Annotated in this window: 15 protein-coding genes; 6 read left to right on the top strand and 9 right to left on the bottom strand. The window is 43.1% G+C overall.

Going from position 1 to position 17,915, the window contains the following annotated elements; all coding sequences use genetic code 11:
* Positions 1-149: 149 nt before the first annotated feature.
* Entirely contained in the window at positions 150-1,535 is a 1,386-nt protein-coding gene (locus VA249_RS17990) for a hypothetical protein (RefSeq protein WP_221070015.1), read from the bottom strand.
* Positions 1,536-1,811: 276 nt separating this feature from the next.
* On the opposite strand from VA249_RS17990, the gene VA249_RS17985 reads away from it, so the two are divergent.
* Both VA249_RS17985 and VA249_RS17980 read left to right on the top strand, forming a co-directional pair.
* Positions 1,812-2,072 carry a DUF5062 family protein gene (locus VA249_RS17985; protein WP_128812975.1) on the top strand — a complete coding sequence of 87 codons (261 nt, stop codon included), beginning with the start codon at positions 1,812-1,814 and terminating at the stop codon, positions 2,070-2,072.
* Positions 2,073-2,326: 254 nt separating this feature from the next.
* The gene (locus tag VA249_RS17980; protein ID WP_221070013.1) at positions 2,327-2,821 is read left to right on the top strand and encodes a YcxB family protein; all 495 of its coding nucleotides are present in this window, start codon (positions 2,327-2,329) and stop codon (positions 2,819-2,821) included.
* A 354-nt stretch (positions 2,822-3,175) separates the two neighbouring features.
* Here the strand turns inward: VA249_RS17980 and VA249_RS17975 are convergent, their stop codons facing one another.
* Both VA249_RS17975 and VA249_RS17970 read right to left on the bottom strand, forming a co-directional pair.
* Positions 3,176-4,126 (bottom strand): LysR family transcriptional regulator, encoded by a 951-nt coding sequence (locus VA249_RS17975; RefSeq protein ID WP_221070011.1) that lies wholly within the window; start codon positions 4,124-4,126, stop codon positions 3,176-3,178.
* 162 nt (positions 4,127-4,288) lie between these two features.
* Positions 4,289-5,533 carry a DUF1254 domain-containing protein gene (locus tag VA249_RS17970; protein ID WP_221070009.1) on the bottom strand — a complete coding sequence of 415 codons (1,245 nt, stop codon included), beginning with the start codon at positions 5,531-5,533 and terminating at the stop codon, positions 4,289-4,291.
* A 399-nt stretch (positions 5,534-5,932) separates the two neighbouring features.
* Here VA249_RS17970 and VA249_RS17965 point away from each other — a divergent pair, with 399 nt between their 5' ends.
* Positions 5,933-6,652: a hypothetical protein gene (locus VA249_RS17965; protein ID WP_225927127.1), complete on the top strand. Its 720-nt coding sequence runs from the start codon at positions 5,933-5,935 to the stop codon at positions 6,650-6,652.
* Positions 6,653-7,345: 693 nt separating this feature from the next.
* Here the strand turns inward: VA249_RS17965 and VA249_RS17960 are convergent.
* The gene (locus tag VA249_RS17960; RefSeq protein WP_225927126.1) at positions 7,346-8,125 is read right to left on the bottom strand and encodes an AraC family transcriptional regulator; all 780 of its coding nucleotides are present in this window, start codon (positions 8,123-8,125) and stop codon (positions 7,346-7,348) included.
* A 137-nt stretch (positions 8,126-8,262) separates the two neighbouring features.
* Between VA249_RS17960 and VA249_RS17955 the strand changes: the two genes are divergently transcribed.
* Positions 8,263-9,393, top strand: coding sequence for a multidrug effflux MFS transporter (locus VA249_RS17955; protein WP_221070005.1), 1,131 nt, complete (start codon positions 8,263-8,265; stop codon positions 9,391-9,393).
* 60 nt (positions 9,394-9,453) lie between these two features.
* On the opposite strand, the gene VA249_RS17950 is transcribed toward VA249_RS17955, so the two are convergent.
* The 5 genes from VA249_RS17950 to VA249_RS17930 form a co-directional block, all read right to left on the bottom strand.
* A complete protein-coding gene (locus VA249_RS17950) occupies positions 9,454-10,449 on the bottom strand; it encodes a succinylglutamate desuccinylase/aspartoacylase family protein (RefSeq protein ID WP_221070003.1) in 996 nt (331 codons plus the stop codon).
* 178 nt (positions 10,450-10,627) lie between these two features.
* The gene (gene yfcC / locus VA249_RS17945) at positions 10,628-12,160 is read right to left on the bottom strand and encodes a putative basic amino acid antiporter YfcC (protein ID WP_128812963.1); all 1,533 of its coding nucleotides are present in this window, start codon (positions 12,158-12,160) and stop codon (positions 10,628-10,630) included.
* A gap of 228 nt (positions 12,161-12,388) precedes the next feature.
* Positions 12,389-12,718 (bottom strand): c-type cytochrome, encoded by a 330-nt coding sequence (locus tag VA249_RS17940; RefSeq protein ID WP_128813513.1) that lies wholly within the window; start codon positions 12,716-12,718, stop codon positions 12,389-12,391.
* Positions 12,719-12,921: 203 nt separating this feature from the next.
* Positions 12,922-13,926, bottom strand: a complete 1,005-nt coding sequence (gene ltaE / locus VA249_RS17935; RefSeq protein WP_128812962.1) for a low-specificity L-threonine aldolase — start codon at positions 13,924-13,926, stop codon at positions 12,922-12,924.
* Between the two features lie 24 nt (positions 13,927-13,950).
* Positions 13,951-14,466, bottom strand: a complete 516-nt coding sequence (locus tag VA249_RS17930) for an NUDIX hydrolase (protein ID WP_221072175.1) — start codon at positions 14,464-14,466, stop codon at positions 13,951-13,953.
* Positions 14,467-14,737: 271 nt separating this feature from the next.
* Between VA249_RS17930 and VA249_RS17925 the strand changes: the two genes are divergently transcribed.
* Together VA249_RS17925 and viaA are read left to right on the top strand one after the other, a co-directional pair.
* Positions 14,738-16,399: an ATPase RavA domain-containing protein gene (locus VA249_RS17925; RefSeq protein ID WP_211917139.1), complete on the top strand. Its 1,662-nt coding sequence runs from the start codon at positions 14,738-14,740 to the stop codon at positions 16,397-16,399.
* Between the two features lie 9 nt (positions 16,400-16,408).
* Complete coding sequence (gene viaA / locus VA249_RS17920; RefSeq protein WP_221071840.1) at positions 16,409-17,863, top strand: ATPase RavA stimulator ViaA; 1,455 nt, start codon at positions 16,409-16,411, stop codon at positions 17,861-17,863.
* The last annotated feature ends 52 nt before the right edge of the window (positions 17,864-17,915 follow it).

Raw genomic sequence — 17,915 nt, 5'->3', positions numbered from 1 at the left:
AGCTACTCACCAAGCTTTTCAGATACTTAGCATAGTAAGCGAGTTTGGAGGGGGAGGCCAGTAACGGGGGATGATTGAGAGTGTGGGAAGTGGGACTTCTATGAAATCTAAGAATTAGGCCACTTATGCAGTGGCCTAATTGATACGGTTTAGAAAAGAGTCAAGAACCCGACTGGTGTAATGTGGCCGTGATGTTTCTTGGTGTAATAGTTAGCCTGTTTTACGTTAATGTAATGCTCTGTGATGTTACCATTATCGTTGATGTAGAACATAACTTCTTCATTGGATACTGGAATCACACCATAGTTTGCGCCACTAGGTGGTAGCTGGATGCCAGTATCGAACTCAAACGCTTCTTTCGTTTCAGTATTAAAAGCGAATGCGGTTATAGTCTTCCCACCAGAGAAAGCGATTTGGTAATCAACACAATACATCGTTTCTTGTGCCGTCACTACCTGGCCGTTGTAAGGTCTATACCCTGAATCAGCAAGGGAGTCACTAGTGACAAAAACCCATTCATTATTTTCGTTTAGCTTGTTTACGATGCAGCTATCATTCATCTCGTAACCGCTACGAATTGGCGCTGTCGTATTTGTAGCAGTCAGAGCTAAATAACCACCATTAGTGTATTCGGAAGGCTCTTGAATAAATTTTGAGCCATTCCAATTCATATAATTGTATGGTTTGTCACTACTGCCTTGATTATCAAATGCAAGCAAGCGGCCATCTTGGAGGTGCCAATGAGAATAGTAAGAGTAGTACTCTCGGCCAACTTTAACTTCATTCCCGTTGGCTTCGATAACCGAATACATTGAAGTTTCAGTTTCTTCACCTCGTCTATCTTCATAACCTACATATATAAGGCCTTCAGCATTTACGTGTAGATCACTCTCATAAACACTGACGCTGTTTGGCAGAAGCTGCTTACCTACAAATGCACTGCCATCGAAATCAAATTGGTACAAACCTTCGCCTAAACTGAAGCGATTGTTTAGAGGATCTTGAATTGAATATAGGCTGTCTTGCGGTGCCACTTTTGGAGACGTAGCGCTACCAACAAAAGGTCTTTGATGGTTTAGATTCGAATCATATTCAACAGGCTTGTCTGCGTAGACGATAGGATAAAGTTCCCCATCTATTTTATTTAAGATCATTGGATAGTTGCCAGTATAAATCTGGTCTCTCCATTTGACCGTAGAATTAGACATGTTGATCATGGCGTAGCGATCATTAATATCAAAGATGCGTGTTATAGACGGTGTGATTGGCTGTTCAATCTGTGGGTCATCGCAGTTGTGGCACTCATACAAAAAACTAATATCAATATAGTCGCCAGTAATTTTGTCTTTGTAGATAAAACCGCTGTTACTGGCACTTTTATTAGAAGCCTCTGATTGTTGCATTGTTTGATAATTAACAACAGGATTCGTCATTGTGGATAGAACCTGTTTGGATGATGAAGCTTGCTTGGAATCAGAGCCACTATTGCAGGCAGTGAGCAAGATTGCCATTGATAAAACTGCGAATTTATTCAAGGGAATGTCCGTACTATTGGATTATTGGCGCGGATAGTACGGCGACTTTATTAATTTATCTCACAGTTAGTTGTAACAATATGTAAATTGATATTACCCAACCTTTAAGTAGCATGTAAGAGAAGAACCGTTCAGTATAGAAAGTGAATGATTAAGTTCATTTTTCAATCAGTTAACGGATTGTGGGGCGTAATATCATCAATATGAGAGCTGACTAACACGCCATTTGTGACACTTACTGTATGCTTAGCCAAAGCGAAGAAGAGGATTTTATCAATGTCAAAAAGTTCCAAGCTTCATAATGAAGATAAACTGGTAAAAAAGGCACTTGAGATTGCCGGGAAGATGGCAAAGATGCAAGGTTTTGACCTCCCTCAATCACCGCAGCCTTTGAGAGTAAAAGCGATTTATCTATTCTTGGTTGATGCTAAACAGATCACGCCATTACCTGATAGCAAACTTGACGGCGCAAACATCAAACACAGACTGGCACTATGGATTCATAGTGCGTTGCCAGACAATGACCCGCTAAAGTAAAAATCATCGTGAGTAATAACAAGGCGAATCGAACGGTTCGCCTTGTTTGATCTTGGCGTAATACGATGCCGTTGTTCTAGAGCATTAGTGACACAAAGAATCTCAGAAAGCTCTTGTCCTAGCGTTTTCGGTATTATTGATTTACAAAACAGAATCAAAAATACTAAAGATCAGCCCTGAGAAGCGATATAATACTCGCGTTGCAAGCGTGCAACTAAGAATACTCATTCACAGAAACCTTAAAGTAACCGTACATGTCTAAAGATTTCGATTTCACCACAGAATACACGCTCGACAAGCCTTTCTTTGCGGAGTGTTATGATCAAACGAGCCTGCCGGTTAAGTTCCCACAAGCTTATTGGAAAGGGATACTCTTTCTAATCTTTGGTGTGGTTTTATTAGAGTTTGAGCTGTTACCTAACGGTTATGTCGGTTGGTTCTTTATTGTATTGAGTGTGATTGAAGCGTTCAGTGTTTATTGCAAACGTACCTGGTGGCTATGGCGACAAAACATCAGCTCGAGCCGTGGAAGTAAAGTAGTGTTTGAAGTTAACGCAAACGGTGTGAGATACAAAAGCGGTAAAATCGATCGTAGTATCGCTTGGAATGAAATCGACCAACTTGAGCAAACCGATTTAGGCTTCATCATTCATCTTGGTAAACAACGTCAATACGTCAGTAAATCTTGCTTAAATGCAGAAGTCATCGCGTTCATGGTAGAGCAGCACGCGGCATCAAAAGCGAATTAATATTGCTGAACGCAACAAGACTTAGGCCAAAACTGAGTCATCAAATTTCATTAAACAAGGCGAGCCAATTGGTTCGCCTTGTTTTTTGGGTCATTCCGGCGAGTCTAAGCGAGATTAGGAATCTTAAAAGATGCGCTTCTAAGCTAATGGCTAAACTGACCGATACTCAGCAATTAAGGTATGACAGAATCGCTTGGTGCTCACAGACAATGTTTGTACTTACAGCTCATTTTTGGACAAAACTGAGTCAGTGACTTCACTAAATTAGTAATTCATAAATTAATTTAAGTGAGCAAAACCCTTACACGAAAAAGGTTAGACCTGTCCCCGTCGGTTTTTAGAACCGACTGTTCTTTAATCTTCACTCTGTTCATTGCTTTCCAATAAATCATTAATAACGGAAGCCACGACATCATTAAGCCACTGAGTATAAGGAGAATTGCGCGTTCGGTGAGAATAAAAACAACCAATGGAATACTCTGGAATACCGTCCAAATGAGATAAAGGTAAAATGGTAAGATCGCTGGGTAAAATATGTTCAACAATTTCAGTTACGGGAAGAAGCCCATTATGATTTCTCACCGCATCAAAACACAACTCCATCTTATCGGAGCGCAACAATATTTTGGGTGTTAACCCTCTGCTTTTTAAATAGATGGCGGCGTAATTTTCTCCAGGATTATAATCTGGCATGAGCATTAAAACGAGGGGATGCTGAACAACGTCTTCTGCAGTAAATTTAGCTTGAGTAGTCAGTATGTGGTCCTTACGGCAACACATCCTAATTCTAGAGATACGCACTGGCTTTTGAATGATTTCTTTCGATAGAGCAATGGGTTCAAAGTTGATCCCTAAATCGACTTGGTTGTTTTTGATCTTGTGCTCAGTCTCGCCTGACCAGTTTTCAAATCGAATCGTGGCATTGGGGGCAAGCGTTGTAAGTTGATTGAATAGAGCACCCATAAGAGGATGATAAAGCACCGTATTAAGGTGAATACTGATTTCTCCCGTATAGGTGAATGGATCAAAGCTCTTTCCTTGCTCGAACAAAAACTCTAGCCTAGAGAGAATATCAGGAAGTTGAGCAAGCAGTTCTTCACACTTTTGGGTGGGCTCCAATCCATGTAGTCGACGCGTAAACAAGGGATCATTAAATTGCTCTCGTAACTTCTTGAGTGACTTACTCACCGCTGGCTGGCTAATAAAAAGCCGCTCTGCCGCGCGCTTGGTGTTTTTTTCTTCACCAAGAATTTTTAGTAACTTCAAGCTATTAAAATCAAGCCTCAGCATTTCAATATCTTTCATGAGTGATTCCTATTGCGCAAGTTCGAATAGGTTATCACAGTTCGATTCGGAGTGAATAACAAAGGTAAACTCACGGCTTACCAGTCGAAAATAAAGAAGCCATCACCATTGGAATGCAAAAAATGGCACTACTGGTGATGGCTTAATCGCAGTCAGTTTATTTTAAAATGAAGCCTTTGGCGCAAAGATAGCTTCTAGCGGCGTGCCTTCGTACATAATACTTGCTGCTGTTTTTCCCTGTAGACCTTCACGTGGCCCGTAGTAACGTGCGACAAAGTAATACTGCTCTCCTTCGATCACTGGCATCCAGTAAGTACCATTTTGTGGGTCATCTGCACTGAAGGTGATGGTTACCATACCGTTCTCGTCTGGCATCGTATTGTGCAGTGCAAATGCCTGACGGTTACTGCCATCAATAGTGGCTGGATCTAACGGTAAGCGTGTAGCCGAGCTGTAGCGAGTGACAGACCAGAAGTAATCAAGATCTAAGTTGTGCTCCATCGTCAACACAAACGGCTCAGATCCGTTCAAAGGCTTACCCTCTGGAGACATTGGAATGTTTTCATAGTAAGCATGGTATGCAGGGAAACCTAGGTGACCGATATGCGTAATGGCGGCGCGAGTTATGTTGTCACCATTAGCGTCAGGGTGCGTTGGTGGCTCAAATCCGTGTTCATTATTGACTAATACACCGTTGGCAATTTGTGACGTAATGTAGTCTACGGTTTTCTCATAACGCTCATACGTGTAAGCAGTAGATGCATTCAGCATGTAAGGTTCTGTTTCTTCCCAGCCATCGTTTAATGACATCGCAAAATTGATCACTTCGCGTGGATCTTGTGTGCTAGGGAGTGTTATAGGCTCTGCTGCAACCACTGGAGTTAGTTTAAGTTGACGGCGATTTTGGTCTGCGTAGCCGTCGTCGCGATACATTTTAGTTTCAGTACGGATGAACAAAAATGGCAGATCGTCATTCACTTCGATGATTTCAGTGAAGTCCCCTTCTGGTATGCCGTAATCTGCACCTTGACGAGTAATCAGGTATTTGCCGCCCTCTTGAGGTGACGCCTCAGCGTATAGAGTAAAATGCTCTGAATCGATAATTTGAACCGAAGCGTAACGGTTGTCGCGTGGCGGGGTTTCTAAGATGACAGGGCCATTGCGTACATCTAGCACAGCCTTTGAGTACAAATGATCAAGCGCAGGGGTGATAACAAAGAATGTATGGTCCGCTATGTCTGGGTGCTCAAACTCATTAATGCCGTTAGCCTTAATATGTTCAACCATGTTTTCCATATGATGGTATACGCGTAATCCAGTAAAATCTGTATCGTCTAGAGTAGTGCTAGCATTAGTAACCGTTGTTGTTAGTAGTGCTAGAGATGCCGCTAGTAAAGTCTTTTTCATAATTTGCCTCTGTTGTTTAGAAGGAGTTAATCAACTGGGGCAATAATAGGGAAGTCAGTGAGCCTAACTGAAATGATTTAGTGCACATTAAAATATTCCAAATAGTTATATTTAGGCTTTCTGTTCTAGGTAACAATGCGATCAAGTCATGGTCATCAACTACAATTCAATGGATTGCCTGGCTATGTGATAGCTAGCATTTATGTTTTGGTATTCCATTACGAAAAACACAAAGGTATAAAATAACCAACAGTAATTTATTAACGCTAATCTAGTTATTTCATTCCTCGCCTGAGACTCATTAACATTTGTAACCAGTTTGATGTTTTGGATAAGCATCACAAATAGAAAATGTGTTGACCGCTCAATGACGAGTAGTAAACATAAAAAGGCATAGAAATGAAATCACAATTGCTCATGGCATTAATTGCTGTACTACCCAATACTATTGCTCTTGCTTCTGATTCAACTGGTTCAGACGGCCTTCAAGACATGAGTGATCCTATGGCCGTTTACACGCAAGTAGGCAGCGGGATCACCAACAAAGGGCTCAATTTAAAACTTGGTAGCGCATACGACACCATGGACCCAGAAACAATCGCAATGCATGTTCTAGAGCTTAAAGGGGCGTTGGGTGATTCTTTAAGTTTAGAGGGCAATGATTCCATTAACGAAGGGCGGTACCGTCACTTTAAAGTCAACACCTCAAATGGTATGGGTAGTCAAATTGATTTTAACTGGAACTTTGAGCAGCAAAGTGGGCTCGCATCATACTCTTTTCTCCAAGCGCTTCCCGCATTTGGACCACTAGAGCTATACCCTTTAGCGGGAGCAGGCATTGTTCTTCAAGACAATGAAGGTTATGAAATACCAGCCAGCTATGCCACTGTTGGGCTCTATTCTAAGCTTGCCATCAGTGATGATGTCTGGATGAACTACAACCCTACCTATTCTTCCCAATTAGGGGGAGATAATCAGCTGAAATCAATGTTTGGTTTTTTACATGAAGCTACAGTCAGTTATCAAATTGACTCTAAGCAAAACGTGCGTTTTTTTGTTAACTGGGGAAAATCATTAGATAGTACAAATGTTCGCTTGGAATACAATTACCAGCTATAAATATAATTTTTACAATGACTTAGTTACGATTCCAGGCGGGAGAAAGCGGTGACTTCAGCAATCAAAAATCAAACGGGTAAATGGATCCATCATGCATTTACCGCCACAAGTATGGCATTTTATTTTGCGATTGTCGGGGATGCCGCCCTAATCCAAGACTCATTGGCCCTCAAAGTCGCGTCGATTGGCTTTACTCTTTCAATCATTTTTAATGGGATTTGGGCATTTTCATATTTTGAATCAGAAGCAAGGTCTAACCTCATTCATCGACTCTTACAAATAAGTATCTTCGCCAAACTAAGTCATTGGATTGCGATTCTTTCGTTCATAATCTCTGCGGCTTGTATCATAATTTATGTGTTACAGACTGGGCACGTTTTGGTTCAACCGTATTGTATCTAATAACTCTTAACGTTGGCAGAGTAGGACTTCCGTTCTTTTGAACCGCAGTATTACATGTAATCTACTTTGTAAAATAATGAGGTAAACCTTAATCCACTCTATGTTAGCTGATTACACCGCCTTTGAAATCATGTGAACTTACCACTCTATGAGCTTTATTAGTGTTCACATGGACAGCTTGAGCTAGCAGTCCGTGAAAGAGTGCTTGCACTAACAAGGAAAGGGGCAGAAACGAGTTAGGCAGTAAGTGCTTTGAATTGAAATCTTAGTCACTAACGTTAAGACAGAATTTTATAATAAGGTTCGATGTTTCATAAAACTCAGTGGTGTTTGTCCAGTTTGTTTTTTAAAGAACGCAATGAATGCGCTGTCGGATGAAAACATCAAACAATGGGCCACATCACTGACTTGTCGTTCTTCACACAACAGTTCTATCGCTTTGAATAAACGCCATTGCTGGCGCCAATCCTGATAGGACATGCCGGTTTCTGCTTTAAATAATCGGGTAATAGTTTTGCTGCTTGCTCCAATCGTGAGTGACAATTGGATTAATTCTGGGGCGATAAACTCATCTTTCATGACAGACTTGCGAAATGAAGATAAGCGTCTGTCTGAGGGCAATGGTAAGTTAAACTCAAATTGCTTAGCTTGCTGGAACTCCTCCCAAAAAAGTGCGGTTGTTGCCTGCGTTTTTGTTGCTTCAATATCCCAATCCCACAATGCCATTTTATCTATAAGCGCTTTAAGCAGATCGTTCACTTCAATCGTTACAAACTCAGTAGGGCACGGATACTCAGAACAATTGAAATAGATCGAACGATACGCGACTACATTCGTCATGATAGCTCTATGGAAAGTATGAGGCGGAATCCACACCGCTTTAGTCGGCGGCAAAATAGAAATTGAATTATCAAGCGCAAGCGTCATGCATCCTTGAGGTGCATAGAGTAGCTGTCCTTTTTTGTGGTCATGCATGCCTGAGTCGTGCTTACCAACATCGGCGGCAATACCAACCACGTTTGCCACCAACGTATCTGCGTTGAACTGAGTATTGTCGTCAATAATGGCCATTTGTCCGAATCTTGATGTTTTTGGTCTTAATGTTGTTAATAGGTAAAGCATAACCTTATCTATACTGCTCGCCAAGTTAAGTTTGTTATCCACAAAAGCCGTGTTTAAACGGTGGAGCGTGGAGTAAAGAGGTAAAAATGAAAACGAAACCGTCTATTGGTTTGATGGTGGTTATGCTGATGTTTCCGCAAATTGTAGAAACCATCTATAGCCCAACACTTGGTGATATCGCACAATCATTTTCAGTGACGTATTCACAAGCAGCACAAACCTTGTCTATCTATTTTTCGGCGTTCGCCATTGGTGTCGTGATATGGGGAATATTGGCGGACAAGTGGGGCAGACGGCCAACCATGCTGTCAGGGTTATTGGTTTACGGTGTATCAACATTGATTGCGATGCAAACGCAGCGCTTTGAGGTGGTTATGCTTGCTCGAGCGATGAGTGCATTTGGTATCGCTGTTGGCTCTGTGATTACTCAAACCATACTGCGTGATTGCTTTTCTGGTGAGGAGCTAGGAAAAGTCTTTAGTATTATGGGGGTGGGGATTTCAGTTAGTCCTGTTGTTGGTATGTTGCTTGGTGGTCAACTAACGGCATTTGGTGGTTATCAAACGGTGTTTTTGGCGTTGTGTATCATGGCAATAGTCTTGCTGAGTTATAACGCAATCAATCTGCCAGAAACACAAACACAAACGCAAAAGCAGCCTTTAAATATCGGTTTGCTGTTTGCAAGAATGGTAAAAGATGGGCAAATATGGCGTTCAGCGATGCTGGTGGCTTTATACAACATTGCTCTGTTCTCATACTACCAATTAGGGGCATTTGCGTTTGAACAGTTGGGGTTTAGCTCACAACAATTTGGGTACAGCGGCGTTGTACTTGGTGTTGGGACATTAATCGGCAGTTTGATGAATAAAGCGCTGCTTGCTAAAGGGCGCTCACAATCAAATCTTCTTTGGTTTGCTTCTGCACTTTTATTCGTCGGCAGTTTTGGTGTGTTTCTGATGCAAGAAGCTATTTGGTTCTTAGTTCCAATGTTGTTCGTTGTGATGGCATTTGGCATTGCAATCCCAAACGTGTTGAGCTCTGCCTTAGTGGGCTATAAACAACAAGCGGGTAGTGCAGGCGCGCTATTAGGGTTGATGTATTATCTCATGATTGGCACAGGGTTAGGTTTGGCAGGAATGCTACAAAATCTTGGGATCGTTTTGTTGGTGTGTGCATTGCTTGTGTGTTTGGTGACGATGTCACACAAAATGAAATAAACCAGAAATAAAAAGCCCTACCAAATTGGTAGGGCTAAAAAATATTCACCGCAAAAATAACTATTTAATTAGTCGAACCACTAAAGAGCCTGGCGCACGAATCGATTCGATGTTGTGACTTAATACAGTACCACTTGTTGGTGCGGTATAGCGTTGGATCTCATCGCCAAAGCTGTCGTATTGAATAGCAAGCAATTGGTCTTGTTCAACCACATCCATCATTTTAACCTGAGGGAGAACAAAGCCACCCAGTTCCGCTCGGATGCTCACAACGTCTTGACCCTCAATGCATGGAATAAGTTCGTTCGGTTGCCCAGAAATGACATCGTGGCGTTTTAGTACGTTAAAGATACCAACAACGGTGCGATCAATCAGTTCTTGTTCCGTGTAACGACCCATGCCCACTTCAATGGTGATGCTTGGAATGCCGCTGTTGTTCCATACGGTTTCAAGTACACCTGCATCACCTGGATCATTCAAGATAGCGTCAGGGTTGATCAGGCGAGCCATTTCTAATGATTGCTCAATACGGAAATCAGCAAACACGTAGAGTGGGTAAACCGTGCCGCTCGTTTGAGTGTGTAAGTCGATCGCAAGCTCTGCGTTCGGCTTGAGTAAATGGTTCCAAAGCGCATGCAGAAAACGGTTTGCTTCGTTGCCGTTCGCATCACCAGGGAAGAAACGGTTTAAGTTCGCTGGAGAGGCATCAGGATCGGCAGAGAAGAAATCACGACTATGATTCAACATACCCGTTAAGTTGATCATCGGGACAATGGTCACTGTACCCGCTAAATCCGCACCGATCAGTTCACGTGCCGTTTGTTGTGCAGCGAGAACACCATTGTATTCGTCACCATGAACACCGGCTGTGATCATGATTTTCTTGCCAGGCTTGTTGCCTTTGAAAACTGACACAGGCAAATGCTGCCACTGAGAAATTGCATTGGTCGCGACGCGGAACCAAAACTTATGCTCACCCGCAGGTAAGTCTGTTACATCAAGAGATTGAATGACTTGATGACCTTGAATTACGTCATCCAAAAATTGTGTTGCCATTAAAGCGGATACTCCAAAAAACATCGATGTTGATGTCTATACCCAAGTAACGTCAAACGACAAAATACGGAGCATTCTCGTAGAACGGCACATTTTGTAGCTACTTCGGTACATACCAATTGGCTTGAAATAAAAAAGGCGAGAACCCGTCTCGCCTTTTGACTAAATAGTATTCAGTTTACGCAAAACCCATCATGTGAGCTACGATAACGACGATGCTCGATAGGGTAAAGAGTAATAGCATAAAGCGCCAGCAGAATTTCGCCCAGTCACCCCAGTCAATACGACACACACCTAGCGTTGCCATTAGAGATGCTGAAGTCGGTACGATGATGTTTGTTAAACCATCGCCAAGCTGGAATGCAAGTACCGCAACTTGACGAGTAATACCTGCGATGTCTGCCAGAGGAGAAAGCAGTGGCATGGTTAGCGCTGCTTGGCCTGAGCCTGACGTCACAAAGAAGTTAAATACCGATTGGAATACGTACATCAACCATGCTGCTGCCACATCAGGAAGACCACTGATTGCGCTACCCGCACTGTTTAGAATCGAGTTAAGTACGCTTGCTTCGTCTGTTGTGCCACCACCAAGGATCAATAGTACGCCTTTTGCACAGCCCACAAGTAGAGCAGGGGCAAGCATGATCGCAGCGCCTTCTTTAAATGCATCAGCAGCGCCGTTTAAAGTCATGCCGTTAAGGCGGAAGATAGTACCAATGATTGCAACCACAAAGCCCATCGTAAAGAACTGAGAGGCGATTTCAGGAATGTACCATGCGTTTGCGACTACGCCCCATACAACCCAAATCGTGGTTGCGGTTACCGTTAGGATCACAAGTGTGTCGCCAAGGTTCCAACGAGAATCGTGGTTACTTAGCTCTTGTTGACGGAAGTATTTGTCTGTACGGCGGCTGTAAGAAAACTCAGGGTTTGCCTTAATGCGCGCAGCGTAAAGCATAGTGAAAGCGATACCGATCAGAGTAAAGCCAGCCCATAGAGCCATACGAACCGTCATACCAGATAAAACAGGGATACCGGCAATACCTTGTGCAATTGCGACAGAGAATGGGTTCATCCAAGAGGTCGCAAAACCAATTTGCGTTGCAACGTACGTCACCATCACAGTGGTGATACCATCGTAACCAAGGCGAACCATTAGCGGAGCAATGATGATTGCGAATGCCACCGCTTCTTCACCCATACCAAATACAGCACCACCTAGAGAAAATAGGAGGAACAATACAGGAATGAATAGTGCTTCGTTGCCTTTAGTTTTGTCGATAAGACGTAGGATACCGTTGTCGATAGTACCAGTGCGCATAACCACACCGAATGCACCACCGATAACCAGCATGAACATAATAACGCCAACTGCGCTACCCCATTTAGAGCCAGATACAAGCCCCTCGAATGGGAAGTTCATCAAACCGATGCCACCGCCAGAAGCGAAAAGGCTAACCGTGTTGTATACCAACTCGCCGTTTTCATCGGTTGCATAAGCGAAAGACGTTGGGTCGATAACAGTACGTGTTTTTTCTGCACCGTCGACCATGTAAGTCACTTGTTGGCTATCGAAATGGCCAGCAGGGATTAAGTAGGTAAGAATCGCAGCAAGAATACCAACAATGAAAATCAAAATGAGGGTATCAGGCATCTGCCATGATTTTGGGGTTGCCGCCGATTCCGATGGCTGAGCGTGTGTGTGAGACATAACCTATTTCACGTCGAAATTTAGAAAGCATGAAATATCGATAAAACGGAATAAAAAGTCAATATTAAGTGAATTGGCGAACTATAAATTCATCAATAATTTGATCTGAGGTGGGCTGAGTTATATATCAATGTTTTATTGGTTAAAAATATTGGTGGAATGTTGTTTTTTAGTGCGGATAACTAAGCTCACCTTTGCGAGCCTAGTTGGGCCACTATCTTTCAATGTTCAGTCTTTTGCTTGCGGTGACTGCTGTGCATAAAAAGCAGCGACATCGCGTAGATCATCATCGTTTAACATTCTTAGCTGTGCCGCCATCATGTCCGCTAATGGACCACGACGTAAACCGTCTTTATACGCTTTCATTGAATCATACAGGTATTTCGCATTTTGACCGGCAAGGTGCGGGTATGAATCATTATTCGAAATCCCGGTTGCACCGTGACAATAAATGCAGCTAGGTGATTTATGTTTGCCTTTATCTGCATCACCAAAAGGTGTTGCGATTACGGCCGAAGAAGAAAGAAGAACAGACGCAAATAGCGCGTGTTTAAGCATGGAATGCATGGAAGTTCTCGAAATAAATAATAACGATTTGGCCAAGTACTGTTTAGTTTTTGGAAGTGCTATCTAGCTTACCAATGTGAGTATCTAGCTTCCCAATGTGAGAAGCTAGATACTCAAACTATGTTGGCAAAACCAAGCAGGCCAAGATAAAAATATCAAAACGCTAAAACATCAAACCGCTTAAAGCACAAAATTTAAACTAAGGCTTTTAGGCTTAAGAGAAGCGTATCGATGTCTTGCACGGAAATGTCTTTATGCGTCACAAAGCGAACCGGATTTCCTGGTGTGATGGTGATGCCTTGCTGTTTCAATTTTTCAGCAATGCCAGCAATATCGACTTGCGAATCCAGTTTGGCAAAGACGATGTTGGTTTGCACTAAATCAGGATTTACCGAAAATCCAGGAAGTTGCGCTAAGCCTACGGCTAATGTTTTCGCGTTGATGTGGTCTTGTTTTAATTGTTCGACTTGCTCTGTCAGTGCCAGTTTACCTGCTGCCGCAAGAATGCCGGCTTGACGCATCCCACCACCGACCATTTTTCTTAGACGGCGTGCTTTTGCAATGTACTCTTTGCTACCAAGCAATAGTGAACCAACCGGTGCTGCTAGACCTTTTGATAAACAGATCGTCATAGAGTCAAAGTACTGACCAATTTCTTTTACAGGTACATCTAATGCAACGGCTGCGTTAAACACACGAGCGCCATCGAGGTGCATTTGTAAGTTGTGTTTGTTTACGAACTCGCGAGCTTGTGCAAGGTAAGAAAGAGGAAGCACTTTACCGTTGATGGTGTTTTCAAGGCTCAGTAGGCGGGTGCGAGCAAAGTGCGCATCATCTGGTTTGATTGCCGCTTCTAATTTATCAAACGGCAATGTACCGTCAGGGTTGTTTTCAATAGGCTGAGGTTGAATTGACCCCAAAACTGCGGCGCCGCCAGCTTCATACTTATAGTTGTGAGCCTGTTGCCCACACAGGTACTCATCGCCGCGCTCACAATGCGCCATTAAACCGAGTAGGTTAGCTTGTGTGCCTGATGTGGTGAACATCGCCGCTTCAAATCCGGCAAGCTCTGCGGCAAATTGCTCTAAGTCGTTTACCGTTGGGTCATCGCCGTAAACATCATCGCCAACCGGAGCGGTAAACATGGCTTCACGCATGGCTTGTGTTGGTTGGGTAACGGTATCTGATCGAAAGTCCATAATTCTCTCCTCGGTCGAAATGACCTAAATATAACCACAAAGACGAGCTTTGCTTAGGCAAGCAATAGTTTTGGCATCAGTAATAATGCCTTGAATAATTTGTTGTTCGAGTGCTTCTAGTGACAGCGTCACTACTTCAATCACTTCGTCATCGTCACATTCATATCGATTGGTTTTGTTAAGCTGTTCAGCAACAAATAAATACTGAATCTCATCACAAAATCCAGCTAATGGCGTGACTTGACCAAGCGAGGTAAATTTTTCTGCGCTGTACCCAGTTTCTTCCTCTAACTCTCTTTGGGCGCAATGCAAAGGCTCTTCATCGCCTTCACGCGTACCGGCCGGTAATTCGAGCAGCCATTTGTTTAGAGAGGGACGAAACTGATTCACCAGCACAATTTCCCCGTCCGAAGTAATGGGTAAGATAACGGCAGCACCGGGGTGTTGGATAGTGGTGTGGGTAATTGTCCGACCAGTTGGAAGTTTGATTTGTTCTTCAACTAAAGAAATTTGCTTCCATGTATGAATAGTATTGCTCATTGCAGTTCAAACCTTGACTGTCACTGCGTATCGATGTGTTTTGAACATTAACCATAAACACACAGAAACAAAAGAGAAAAGTGTCCTCATACCCTAATAAGCCCCCGGCTTTCAGTGATTTATCTCCCATAAATGAAAACTTTGGTTGCTCGTGCACTCGCGCGAAGCGCATCTGGTATAAACGAGACTCACTAAAAAATACACTTGTAACAAAGTTATAACAAATGTATAAAATTATATATACAGCATCAGTTCAACAGCCGGAGCCGTTATGATACAACCATCTTTCGCATCAAATGCCGAAAAAGCGCTTCTCTCAGAGCGTATCAATAAGCTGGCTAAAGCCTTAACTGATGGCGTTTATGAGCGTGAACACACGATCAAACTTTGTTTACTTGCCGCTTTATCGGGTGAAAGTGTGTTTCTTTTGGGGCCTCCTGGTATTGCCAAAAGCTTAATCGCTAAACGTCTGATCCAAGCATTCGATAACAGCAGTTATTTTGAGTACTTGATGACGCGATTTTCAACCCCTGAAGAAGTTTTTGGCCCATTAAGCATTCAAGAATTAAAAGACAACGGGCGCTACGTTCGTCTTACAAAAGGTTACCTGCCAACCGCACAAGTGGTCTTCTTAGATGAAATATGGAAAGCCGGACCTGCGATTCTTAATACATTGTTAACGGTAGTGAACGAAAAGACGTTTAAAAATGGCAGTGATATTGAACGCGTTCCTATGCGCTTATTGGTATCTGCATCGAATGAACTGCCAGATGAAGATAGCGGCTTAGACGCGCTCTATGACCGGATGCTTGTGCGCGTGTTTGTAAATCGCATTCAAGATAAACAGAATTTTAAATCGATGCTGACGGTGGGGACGGCTCAGGAAGCGCAAATACCAGAGGGGTTGGCAATCACTGATGAAGAGTATCATCGTTGGCAGCAGCAGCTGGATAAACTGACGCTCACTGATAATGCTTTCGAAAAACTGTACCAGTTAAAATCCATGCTAGAGAGTAAAGTTGAAGCTGAGTTTGGCGATGCTTCTCTTACCGAGATGTATGTGTCAGATCGCCGTTGGAAGAAAGCCGTAAAACTGCTCAAGGCAAGCGCATTCTTTAATGGCCGTGATGAAATCAACCCGCTCGACCTCTTGCTTCTTCAAGACTGTCTTTGGAATAGCCCAGAATCGCGTGACGTTGTGCGCGCTGTTATTCAGGACTTTGCATTAAAATTTGCCTTTGATCAGCAAGAGGCAGAGCAAGAGATTGAATACTGTCGAGAATCTTTAGTGGACGTTCAGCATGAACTAGAAGATGCCTACCGCATGACATTGAATACCGAAACGGCGACTGGGTTACTGCGCAAAGAGACCATGAGTTTTGATACGTCAAAAGCAAAATCGTACAAAGTGGGTGCGGCGGTTAATCTTGTGAAGCTTGTGATCTTGCAAAGCAACATGTCGGTTTCTGAAGCTGAAAAAGGCGATAGTCGTTGGGTTTACGTGCCAAAAGATGAATTAGATCGTGTCATTAAAGAGGGGCACGGTGATGTTTATGGTTACGTTAACCAAAATACCAAAATGTGTCGTATTCGATTTGATATCGATGCTGCGAACAACTTGGTGATCCGAGATATCGCTAATCGCGGCGTTTTAGTGAGCTTAGTGACTCAGCAAGGGTTAGATGTTGAGCTTTATCAAAAATGGTTGTCGCAGAGTGAAAAAGCGGTCAGCCAACTCGCGGACGCTGAGCATCATATGCGTAAAGTTAAAGCCAACTTTCATGGCGCATTACCACATAGTTTCGTGGATCCAGAATTACCACGTCTTATGGAGTCGAGTCTGCAGCAGGTCACTCAACGACTTGAGTCTATCCAAGGTGAAAGCGAGAAGATCATTCAACGCTTTAAGAACTTACATCAGTTTTTCTCTTAAGGAGACAACATGTTAGGTGCAGACGGACTCAATTTAGCGCTCATGGTAGCGGATTCTGGCATTATCGATGGGGCAGTGAACGATCTCATGGCGCGCTCTCAAGTCATAATGATGTCCGAGAACCGAGGAATGAAATCTTCGGTCAAAAACCATCTTCTCAAGTGGCGTGGCAACGTTAAAAAGCGCATGACGAAAGTCTGTGAAACCGAGCGTTTTCAGCAAGAACTTGCACTGTATCAAGAAGTCATCTACTGGGACGAAGAAGAATTCTTTGAACGTATTGATGATGTGATCAAAAAGCTGGAGTGGCACTCTGCGTTTTACATGCAGGCTCGTCGAATGTTGGAGAAGAACAAGGGTGTTGATAATCCTATGTTCCCACATTATTTTTGTGACCAGTGGTATCAGAGCCTTGCCGATGCGATAAAACAAGCGCAGTTGACTGAGCTCGAGGCCAACAAAGAGAAAGTCCTTGAGGATTTGTACCAGCGTATGGAAACGATGCGCAGTATGGACAAAGTGACAGAATCTGGTGATGAGCAAAGCGTTGGGCGTCTTTGGGACATGGCATCGGCCAAGCTGAGTAAAACGGACTTAACGGTCATGAAGCGTCATGCGGAGTTTTTGAAAAAGCACAAAGGCTTACAAGACATCGCTGAACAGCTTGGACGTATGGCGGGCCAAGTGAATGATCCTGATCTTAACCGTGCTCCCGCTGAAGAGTTGCAAATGGTCGAGGAAAAGAGCGACGAAGCAACGGATGATATCGTCGGTATCCATGAGAGTGACGATCTTAACAAGCTGCTGCCTAATGAGACCATGTTTCTGGCTTATCCAGAGCTAGAAGTCGTGTTTTACAAACATCTCGTTGATAAACGCTTGATGAACTATCGTACGCAAGGTAAGTCTCGCACTTTGCGTAAAGTAAAAGCCCATAAACCAGATCACAAAGCCGTTGATGTAGAGAAAGGGCCATTTATTGTCTGTGTGGACGCGTCGGGGTCTATGAGTGGTTTCCCGGAACAATGTGCGAAAGGGATGGCTTATGCATTGATGCAAATAGCGTTAGCAGAGCAACGTGATTGTTACGTTATCATCTTTTCAACAGAACACATTACTTATGAGCTTACTCGCCAAGATGGATTACGCGAAGCGGCGGACTTTCTGACGTACAGCTTTCATGGTGGTACAGATTTAGAGCCCACACTGATCAAATCAATAGACCTCATGAGCAGTGATAAATATAAAAATGCAGATTTAGTGGTCATTTCTGACTTTATTGCGCCGAAGCAGCAGGATGAGTTGATTGCCAAAGTTGACGCATTAAAAGCCAAGAAAAACCGTTTCCATGCGATCAGCTTGTCCAAATATGGAAATCCTGCATTGATGTCGATGTTTGATCATACTTGGTCTTATCATCCCAATGTGGTGGGGCGTTTGTTTCAACGAGTGTCAAATGGCTAAACAAGAAATGTGCAATTAGATCGAATAATGATCCATTTGATTTAAAACGAAG

The organism is Vibrio alfacsensis, assembly GCF_019670485.1.
Taxonomy (GTDB): domain Bacteria; phylum Pseudomonadota; class Gammaproteobacteria; order Enterobacterales; family Vibrionaceae; genus Vibrio; species Vibrio alfacsensis.
Note: the sequence above shows the minus strand (reverse complement) of the source record. Positions and strands in the feature narration are given on the sequence as shown.